Raw genomic sequence first — 10159 nt, 5'->3', positions numbered from 1 at the left:
CCTTCGGGCCGCCCTTGGCGACGCCGACGAGGGCCGGGCGCAGGGTCCGGTCGCCGATGACGTAGCCGGACTGCACCACCTGCACGACAGTGCCGGCCGGCACCTTTGGGTCGGGCACCTCGAACATCGCCTGGTGGCGGTTCGGGTCGAAGCGCTGGCCCTTGGGCTCGACCACCTTCACGCCGTGGCGCTCCAGGGTCTTGGCGAGATCCCGCTCGGTCAGCTCGATGCCGTCGATCAGGCCCTTCAGCGCGCCCTCGGCCGAGGCCCGCGCCTCGGCCGGGACGCTGTCCAGCGCCCGGCGGATGTTGTCGGCGACGTTGAGCACGTCGCGGGCGAAGTTCGTCACCGCGTAGGTCCGGCCGTCGGCGACCTCGCGCTCGGTGCGCCGCCGCAGGTTCTCCATCTCGGCCAGCGTCCGGAGCGTCCGGTCCTTGAGCTCGTCGCGCTCGGCGGTCAGCGCCGCGAGCTTGTCGTCGGCCGGGGCGGCCTGCGCCTCGGGGGCGTCGTGCGGGGCCTCGTGCGCCACGTCGGCCCCGGCCTCGACCGTGTTCTGGCGCGGGTCGTCGTGCTGCATGTCGTTGCTCGTCATCGCGAAAAGGGCTCGCCGGGTGATTTCGGGGTCCGCGCTGATATCAGGCGCGCGGCCTGCGAAATCAACCCGTCCGCATCGGCCGGTCCGTGCCGGCTCGGCGTGTGGCCGCACCGTCCGCGCGGGGTGGTTTTCGGACGGCCTGCCTTCGGGTGTCGAAGCGGGGGCAGCGGACGCTCACTTCGAAGGTAGCGACCGAACCAATCAGTGTGGCAGCTCAGCTCCCGAAAGCTGCCATTCGCGAGATATGGGCGGGGCGGCGGCCACAGCATCTTGATTTTGCGTGAAATCAATGGACCTTGGTGGGGGTGGACGGATTAGGATTGTTAGCAACCCGTGCGGGAAGTACGACGAGATCACGGGGTACGAGGCTACCGAGATCTCAGCGCCGGGATACCGGAACAGGGATAACCCATCAAATGCCGGACAAGCTTCGTCTCGTACAACGCTTAGCATGTTTTAGTGATCGCATGTAGTAACAGGCATGGAAGCTGGAGCAGGCTGGAAAGCTTGCCGATATCGGGCGCTGGGGCAATCCCAATCTGGTTAACGGTCGATGTTGACCTTAGAGATGATGCCGCGTTCATGCCGACTCGATGAACGCACGAGGTGGATTTAGCATCGCCCTGTCATGGTCCGCGGAGCCTCAGGCCCGAAGGGCGACTGGTCTCCTGCGCCAGCTCAACTGCCATACTAAAGGGGGAGGGACTTATACGGGGACAATTCGCCCTTTCGCGAAGCGCGACGGCTTGATTCGAGAGCGCAATCGGTTTGAATGACATCAGCATCGTGTGCCCCCTAAGACCAAAAATCTATCGACATGAATGCTCACAGCGCCGACGCCTCAGCCCTGGGATTTCTATTTCAGGCACAGTACGCTCTGCTCAGGCTTTGGAATGAGTCAAGTTATGATGCTGTTATCTACCTTGAGACATTGCATGACGTTGTATTGGAGGTAAATGGCCAGACTATACTAGAACAGTTAAAGCACTCGCTTTCGACAAAACCTCCTGCGATAACCTTGACTAGCGTAAGCGTTTGGAAAAACGCTGAAAGCTTGGATCGACGTGCTCCCTGACCTCGACCTGACCAAGACATCGCTGCATCTCGTCACCGTGGCAGATTTATCCCCAACCTCACCGCTAAAGGTCCTTCTAGACGAGGTCGGAGATCGGGACGAACTCGTGACTGCGCTTCAAGAGGAAGCGCAACGTGTCGTCCACGAACGAGCCGACGCGGAGGCGCAGGGGATCACCCCGCTTCCCCATGCAAGCAGAGCCCCTGGGTGCAAGGCGTTTCTAGAGCTGTCAGAAGGTATCCAGACCGAACTAGTTTCCAAGATCCGATTGATGCCTGGGCAGCAGAATATCCGGCACATCGAGGACGCGCTCGCCAAAACGCTGACCTCTGTACTCGCGAAGGATCAGCCCCGCGTAGCGGAGCTGATGGTGGAATGGTGGAATCGACAGATCATCCATGCACACTGTGGGAAGCGAACAAAGGCTATAAATCGATTCGAACTTGTAAGCCGACATATGGAGATTGTTTCCGATATCAAACAAGACAATCTCGTAGACCATTATGCCGGACAGCTACCACCGGACAGCTACCGCTCACATCCTATGGTGGAGGAGCAAATCCGCCTTGTTGGCGGCACCCAAACGTGGCTTCAGAGGGCCGTAACCAACGAGTGGCGTGCTCGCACTTCGCGGTCGCGGTGGGCGACCGAGAATCCGACATGGCGTGAGAAGATCAACAACCATGACGACCACTTGGCGGAGGAGTGGTCCTACAAGCATTCCGATATGTGCGTGGAGTGTATCGGACAAACCGAATCTATGAAGAATGACAGCGGACGCGAGCTGCTCAAATGGAGTTTCTACGTTGCGCCAAATCAGATCGAACATCTTGCGCCAAGTATCACCGCGCCTAGTTATGTGAGAGGTACGTTTCACGTGCTATCCATTGGCGGTCGAATTGGTTGGCATCCCGAGTATAGGAAGCTGCTCGGCTTCGATAAATGATCATCGCGCACGATCTTTTCGCGGAGACAAACCCGGCCTTCGGGACATTCGCCCTCGTCAGCTTCATCCGCAAGTATGAGGTCGCGTCGCAGCGGTCGCCCGAATTCGCGCTTGCGTACCTTGCCCTCCCCCTTGCGCTATCCGATGACCTGGAAACGTCCTTCGGGGAGACGGCCGCCACGACCGGCCTCCTGTCGTGGCTCGTCCGCTATCCGGATGTGCGTCTGGACCTTGGCGACCGACTCGATACCGCCAAGACCATCGTCACTGCCGCCGTGCGTTTCGGCGTCGGGTCGAGGGCTCTCGCGCTCGGTCCGGACGGGACGATCAGGCTCGGCACCCGGCGAACGCCAGCCTCACCGATCGCCGGTCTGCCGGACAACCCGAAGCGTGCGGTCAAGCGGGCAGAACGCCTCGGCACCTGGATGGGCAAGGCAGGATCGACGGGAATGATTTTCTCAGCGTTCGGAGTGAAGCCGTGAGCCGTTGGAACGTTCGCGAGATTGCGTTTTACGGTGCCGGCGGCAGGCGCCGGACGCTTGAGTTCGACCTCAACAAAGTCAACGTGATAACTGGAGCATCCGGCACAGGCAAATCCGCGATCATTGATGCAATCGATTATTGCCTCGGATCGAAGAGCTGCAAACTCCCTTTCTTCGTACGCACCCATGCCGAATCGGTCGCGGTACATTGGACGCGAGGAGATGCCGATCTCATCCTAGGTCGAAAGATCCCGAAGTCCGGGAGCGGCACCGACCTAATGTACGTCCAGGCGGGCCGTAAACTGAAGCTCCCGGAGCGGTCCGAAGAGCTGGAAGGTCCGACCAATCGTGATACGGCGCGTGCGTTGATTGAGAACGCGTTCGGCATCCGGGATACGGACAACCCTGTCGCTGCCACAAAGTCCGAGAAGGGCCGCGCGACCGTCCGCGACATCCCACCTTATCTTTCCCTTTCAGGTGACGTCATCATCAGCCGGGGGACCCTGCTCCACGACCTCAATCGTCCTGAGAAGGCCCGGGATATAAAAGCGACGATCCCGTATTTCCTCGGCGCGGTCGATCAAGCAAGCGTCTTGGCCGCTAGGACGCTCAGGCAACTCGAAGCTGCGCTGTCAAGGATCGAGCGCGAAAGCCGGGCGCACCAGAGAAGCCAGGGTCTTTTGACGCAGCGCGCGATGGCGCTGCTTACCCAGGCACACGGTGTCGGCCTGACCTCCGGACTACCAGCGACCGATGAATCCGACAAAGTCCTCCTCGATCGGCTCGCCAGCGTCGCGGCGAGTAGCGTTGCCCTGAGTGACGAGGGCGCCTCTGAGGCTCGTGCGACCCTGGAAGAGGAGCAGCGCGAACTCGTGTTGGAGTTGCAGTCGCTTCGAGGCAAGCGGCAAATGCTCCGGCAGACCCTTCGCGAGGCGGCGGGCTATGAAACGACGGTGTCGGCGCAAGCGCATAAGCTGAAGCTAATTGAACACCTCGACCTCGGCGACGGGCGGTGTCCCGTCTGCGATGCCCGCAACGACGCGGGTAACGCGATGGCCGAACAAATCCATGAGGCCTTGGGCATCGTCGCGAGCGAGGTTCATGCTGTCGATGGTATGCGGCCTCGTCTTGATGATCATTCTGGACATATCGAGCGCTTGATTGGATCAAGATACGATCGCCTGAGAGAGGTCGAGGCACAACTTGGCGGGCTCGTCCGGGTCGAAGAGGATTCGGAGGTGACCGGATCCCTCCTACAGGAAAGGGCACGAGTCGCAGGCCGCATCGATCAGTTTCTTGATACAACGGCACAGGACTTTCAGACGACGTTGCCCGGTACGATGGCGCTCGAAGAGAGGATCGAAGGCCTTCGCGAACAAGTCGATCCACAGGCGCGCAGGGAGCGCCTTCGCGACGCGGAGACCATGGTCAGCGCGTTCGCGACCGAGATGCTCGCCGACCTCCCTACCGAGGTGCCAGCAACGGGTTCGCGTGTCGTATTCTCGTCCACCCCGAACCTAACGCTTGTCGAGCCATCCCGTCGAGCTGTTTTAACAATGGCTGAGATCGGATCCGACCAGAACTACTTGGCAATTCATCTAGCTCTCGCCTTCTCGCTCCAGAAACTCTTCCAAACCGTTAGGGCCCCCGTCCCAGGCCTGTTGGTCATCGACCAGATCAGTCGCCCCTATTATCCTAAGGGCGGTGATGAGAAGCGGCTGAAAGAGATGGATAAGGATGACGATCAGATGGCGATGCAGAGAATCGTCCGGTTTCTGTTCGACGAGACGGCGCGACAAGCTGGGCTCCAAGTTATCCTTATCGAACATGCATACATTGAAGAGGACCCAGAGTACGTCGCAGCTGTGAAGGGTCGATGGACGAAGGCATCGGGAGTGAAACTTATTCCGTCCGATTGGCCGCTTAGGGCCTGAGCAAGAGCAGATCGGGAATATCTCGTTGGACGCCGATCTGCGAAACGAACCCAAGTGTCCTTGGTCAGGCAGCCGGTCGATGTTGGGCAACCTGCTCGCGTCGTGGTTGCTGGCAGAAATGCCTTTCTTCTAGCAGGCGGATGTATAATTTATTAGACTTGGAAATCTGTAATGGGTAATTTGCTAATATTGGTCTGAAATTGGGCTTAGGTTCGCTTTACAGTAGCGCCGTTGGCAAGGCGTACGACGACACCGGGCCGGTTGCAGCCCGGCCGCGTTTGAACCGGCATGGCGGTGGGTGGGCCGCCGTCCGGATGGCGACGATCGCGGCCCTGTCCGGGACGGCGCGCGCAGGCGCGAAGCGGTGGTTTCCCACAAGGGCGGCCTGCGGTGCCGCGCGGAGCAGGCGGCGTCCGGACCGATCCTGCGGACCGACGCGCCGAGGGGCCATCATGGGCCGCGGGGGAGGGGGGCGCCCGGCGGGATGCGCGCCGCCGTCCCGGGCGCTTCCATCCTCGGGATCGTGGACAGCGTGGCGCGTTCGCGGAACGGTGATTGTGCTTGTGGCTGTGCTTGTGGCTGTGCTTGTCGCTGTCGATGTGCCTGTGATTGTGCCGGTGCCCCCACCCCCCTCGCCGAGGCGACGGCCGACGACCCGCGTCGGGTCGCCCGCCCGCAGCGCGGTGCGGTCCCTCACGCCTCCCGCGGCGGCGGGGCGGCGACCAGGGCCTCCAGGCCCTCCGCCTTCATCGCCGCCACGTCGCCGGCAAAAACCTCCATTACCGCGCCGCGGATCGCCGCCTGGCGGTCGGGCTGGGTGACGCGGGTGCCGGTGAGGTCGGTGACGTAGAACACGTCCACCGCCCGCTCGCCGAAGGTCGCCACGTGCGCCGAGGTGATGTTGAGGTTGAGGCGGTTCAGCGCCGTGGTCAGCTCGTAGAGCAGGCCCGGCCGGTCGAGGCCGGTGACCTCGACCACGGTCTCGCGGCTCGACAGCGCGTTGTCGATCGCCACGTCGGGCGGGACCAGGAAGGTCTTGGCCCGGCCGGTGGAGGGCGGGTGCTTGTCGGCCACCAGCTCGGCGATCTTGATCTCGCCCTTGAGCGAGCGCTCGATCGAGGCGGTGATGCGCCGGCCGCGGCGCATCTCGTCCTCGTCGCGCTCGAAGGCGCGGGAGATGAAGATCGAATCCAGCGCAAAGCCGTCGCTCGTGGTGTAGGCCTGGGCGTCGACGATGTTGCCGCCGGACGCCGCGCAGGCCCCCGTGACGATGGCGAGCAGGCGCGGGTGGTCGGGGGAATACACCGTCAGCTCGGTGACGCCGCGGACCGGATCGGTCTCGACGTCGGTGGCGCTGGTGCGGCCGGCCTCGGTCGCCTGGCGGATGAAGCCGGCGTTCTTGAATTGGCGCACCCCGTCGACCTTCAGCCAGTAGGCCTGGGTGTGGCGCGCGGCGTAGGCGTCGAACGTGTCCGACGACCAGTCGGGCAGCTGCTCGCGCAGGGACATCTGGATCAGGCGGACCCGGTCGGTGCGGGCGATCTCGGAGTGGCCGCCCGAGAGCACCACCTCGGTCTCGTCGTAGAGGGTGCGGATCAGCGTGCCCTTCCACGCGGTCCAGACGCCGGGGCCGACGGCGGTGATGTCGGCCACCGTCAGGATCGTCAGCAGGCGCAGGCGCTCCAGCGTCTGCACCACGGCTGCGAACTTCTCGATGGTCTTCGGGTCCGAGAGGTCGCGGCTCTGGGCGGTCATCGACATCAGCAGGTGATGCTCGACGAGCCAGGCCACCGTCTCGGTCTCGGCCTGGGTCAGGCCGAAGCGCGGGCACAGCTTCTCCGCGATCGCCGCGCCGGCGATGGAGTGGTCCTCGGGCCGGCCCTTGGCGATGTCGTGGAGCAGGATCGCCACGTAGAGCGCGCGGCGGTTGTGGATCGCGCCGACCAGCCGCGAGACCAGGGGGAACGGCTCGTCCCCGCGGCCGGAATCGATCGCGGCCAGCACGCCGAGCGCGCGCAGCAGGTGCTCGTCCACCGTGAAGTGGTGGTACATGTTGAACTGCATCATCGCCACGATCCGCCCGAAATCCGGGATGAAGCGGCCGAGCACCCCGGCCTCGTTCATCTGCCGCAGTACAGATTCCGGCGAGTTCCGCGAGGTCAGGATCTCGAGGAAGAGCCGGTTGGCCTCCTCGTCGGCGCGCAGTGCGTGGCCGATCAGGCGTAAGGAGCGGTTGGCTAGGCGCTTGGCGTCGGGGTGGATCGCGAGGTTGTGCCGGTCGGCGAGCCAGAACAGCCGCAGGAGGTTCACCGGGTCGCGCTCGAACGCGTCCTCGGCGCGCACGTTGACCCGGCCGTGATCGAGCCAGAAATCCTCCGCCTCGATCGCGGTGGCGCGGAACCGGTCGCGGAACTTGCCGATCCAGCGGTCGAGCACCGGCGTGCGCTTGGCGTGGCGCGCCTCGAGCTCGGCGCAGACGATGGCGGTGAGGTCGCCGACGTCCTTGGCAATCAGGAAGTAGGCCTTCATGAAGCGCTCGACGCCCGACAGGCCGCCGCGCGGCCCGAAGCCGAGCCGCTCGGCGATCTTCGGTTGCAGCCCGAAGGACAGCCGCTCCTCCGAGCGCCGCGTGACGAAGTGCAGATGGCAACGCACCCGCCACAGGAACTCGTCGCAGCGCTCGAACAGGCGGTACTCCTCCGCCGTGAACAGGCCGGCGGCCACGAGCTCGACCTGGTCGCGCACCCGGTAGGTGTACTTGGCGATCCAGAACAGGGTGTTGAGGTCGCGCAGGCCCCCCTTGCCGTCCTTGACGTTGGGCTCGACGAGATAGCGCGACGAGCCCGCCTTCGTGATGCGGCCGTCGCGCTCGCGCAGCTTCGCCTCGACGAACTCGTGGGCGGTGCCCATCACCAACTCGGCGTCGAAGCGCGTCACCAGCTCCTCGAACAGCACCCGCGAGCCGAACAGGTAGCGCGCCTCCAGGAGCGCCGTGCGGATCGTCATGTCCGCCTTCGCCTCGCGCAGGCACTCCTCGACCGAGCGGGTGGCGTGGCCGACCTTCAATTTCAGATCCCACAGCACGTAGAGCATCGCCTCGACGACGCTCTCCGACCACGCGGTCTGCTTGTAGGGCAGCAGGAACAGCAGATCGATGTCCGAGCCCGGCGCCATCGTGCCCCGGCCGTAGCCGCCGGTGGCCACCACCGCGAGCTGCTCGCCGGTGGAGGGGTTGTCGTTCGGGTAGAGCCGCCAGACCACCGCGTCGTGGATCGCGCGCACCACCGCGTCGGTGAGGCTCGACAGCGTGCGGGCGCAACGCATGCCGTCGCGGTCCTTCAGCAGCTGCGCCTCGGCGGCCGCGTGGCCGGCCTCGATCACGCGCTTCAGCTCCGGCACCAGCACGGCGCGGAGCTTCGTCGGCTCACGGGCCTCGCGGTCCAGGGCGTCCAGAACCTTGTCGAGGGCGGCGACGGCGTCGAACATGGGTACCCGTTAGCATGAACTGCTTGTGCTGCCAGCGTGGCGCGCCATGGCACCTCCGACACCGGCACTTCGGCGTGGAAGCAGAGACCAGGCCGTCCTTTGAGGCGGATCAATCGTTTGACATAAAGAACGAAGCTGCCTAGCTCGGATCGAACGCCCGATCCGAAAAGGATTTTTCATGCGCCTCGCCCGCCGCGCGCTCCTCGGTGCCCTCGCGCTCGCCCTGCCCGCCCTCTCGCTGGCGGCCCGCGCCGCCGAGGTGAAGGAGGTCCGCCTCGATTGGGCGACCTACAACCCGGTCGGCCTCGTGCTGAAGGACAAGGGCTTCTTGGAGGAGGCGCTGAAGCCGATGGGCATCACCGTGCGGTGGGTCCAGTCGCTCGGCTCCAACAAGGCGCTGGAATTTCTGAATGCCAGCGCGATCGACTTCGGCTCGTCGGCAGGCGCCGCCGCCCTGGTGGCACGCATCAACGGCAACCCGATCAAGACGGTCTACGCCTTCTCGCGGCCGGAATGGACGGCGCTCGTCACCCGCAAGGACAGCGGCATCGCGGGGGTCGCCGACCTCAAGGGCAAGCGCATCGCCGTCACCCGCGGCACCGACCCGCACATCTTCCTGATCCGCGCGCTCCAGGGCGCGGGCCTGACCGAGCGCGACGCCAAGCTCGTCCTGCTCCAGCACGCCGACGGCCGCACGGCGCTCGACCGCGGCGACGTCGACGCCTGGGCCGGCCTCGACCCGATGATGGCTGCGGCCGAGATCGAGAACGACGACGTGCTGTTCTTCCGCGACGCCAGCGCCAACACCTGGGGCGTGCTCGACGTACGCGAGGCGTTCGCGAAGGAGAACCCGGAGCTCGTCCGCACGGTGATCGCCGCCTACGAGCGGGCGCGGCTGTTCTCGATCCAGAACCCCGACGCGCTGAAGGCGGCTTTGATCTCCGCGACCAAGCTGCCCGAGCCGGTGATCGCCCGCCAGGTCGCGCGCACCGACCTCTCCGAGCCCGCGCTCGGCAAGGCCCAGGCGGACTCGATCCGCGCGGCCGGCCTCGCCCTGCAGCAGGCCGGCATCATCCCCGCTGGCACCGACGTCCCGGCGGCGGTCGACGGACTGATCGACACGGCCTTCAACCCGACGGCGGCGCGGTAGGCGCCAGCCGCATCGGGGCCGCCCCGATGCGCGTTTCGGCGGTTTGGATTAGGCCACGAACCACGTCGAGGCTCCTTCTCCCAGGGGGAGAAGGGTGGGATGAGGGGTGTGCCCCATCCGGAGAGATCACGCCCCTCACCCTGTCCCTCTCCCCTTGGGAGAGGGGACCAGCGCCTCGTCCGACGCCGAACGAACCCTTACAACCGATCGCACGCAATTCGGTCGTGGCCGAGGCGGGGCGCTGAGGCCCAGGCGGTGTTATAAAGCCGCCGACCCTCCAGCCCGCGACGGCCCGATGTTCCACCTTCCCGAGTTCGACGCCCGATGACCGGACCCGCGGCCGCCCCCATGGCGAACGTTGCACCTGTCGTCGCCCCACGGGCCGGGCGCGCGTCGCGCTTCGGCTGGGCGGGCCTCGGCTTGTTGCTTCCGCTGATCCTGGCTCTCGGCTGGGAGGCGGCCGTGCGGGCCGGCTTGGCGCAGGGGCGCCT

6 protein-coding genes are annotated in these 10159 nt (G+C 64.9%); 4 read left to right on the top strand and 2 right to left on the bottom strand.

What is annotated here, in order from left to right; all coding sequences use genetic code 11:
* The coding region (gene grpE, locus FV222_RS09600; protein ID WP_246685395.1) for a nucleotide exchange factor GrpE at window positions 1-592 on the bottom strand (592 nt) is incomplete at its 3' end.
* A 1067-nt stretch (window positions 593-1659) separates the two neighbouring features.
* On the opposite strand from grpE, the gene FV222_RS09595 reads away from it, so the two are divergent.
* Genes FV222_RS09595 through FV222_RS09590 form a run of 3 tightly spaced genes read left to right on the top strand, consistent with a single transcriptional unit; the run spans window position 1660 to window position 5032 of the window.
* Window positions 1660-2616, top strand: coding sequence for an ABC-three component system protein (locus FV222_RS09595; protein WP_147814024.1), 957 nt, complete (start codon window positions 1660-1662; stop codon window positions 2614-2616).
* Complete coding sequence (locus FV222_RS29490) at window positions 2613-3098, top strand: three component ABC system middle component (protein ID WP_187277283.1); 486 nt, start codon at window positions 2613-2615, stop codon at window positions 3096-3098. The genes FV222_RS09595 and FV222_RS29490 overlap by 4 nt, the downstream gene beginning before the upstream one ends.
* On the top strand, window positions 3095-5032 hold the full coding sequence (locus FV222_RS09590) for a DUF3732 domain-containing protein (protein WP_187277282.1): 1938 nt from the start codon (window positions 3095-3097) through the stop codon (window positions 5030-5032). The genes FV222_RS29490 and FV222_RS09590 overlap by 4 nt, the downstream gene beginning before the upstream one ends.
* A 693-nt stretch (window positions 5033-5725) precedes the next feature.
* Here FV222_RS09590 and FV222_RS09585 read toward each other — a convergent pair.
* Window positions 5726-8518 (bottom strand): [protein-PII] uridylyltransferase, encoded by a 2793-nt coding sequence (locus FV222_RS09585; RefSeq protein WP_147751622.1) that lies wholly within the window; start codon window positions 8516-8518, stop codon window positions 5726-5728.
* 178 nt (window positions 8519-8696) lie between these two features.
* On the opposite strand from FV222_RS09585, the gene FV222_RS09580 reads away from it, so the two are divergent.
* Window positions 8697-9668 carry an aliphatic sulfonate ABC transporter substrate-binding protein gene (locus FV222_RS09580; RefSeq protein ID WP_147814020.1) on the top strand — a complete coding sequence of 324 codons (972 nt, stop codon included), beginning with the start codon at window positions 8697-8699 and terminating at the stop codon, window positions 9666-9668.
* The last annotated feature ends 491 nt before the right edge of the window (window positions 9669-10159 follow it).

This window comes from Methylobacterium sp. WL103 (assembly GCF_008039885.1).
Lineage (GTDB): Bacteria > Pseudomonadota > Alphaproteobacteria > Rhizobiales > Beijerinckiaceae > Methylobacterium > Methylobacterium cerastii.
Note: the sequence above shows the minus strand (reverse complement) of the source record. Positions and strands in the feature narration are given on the sequence as shown.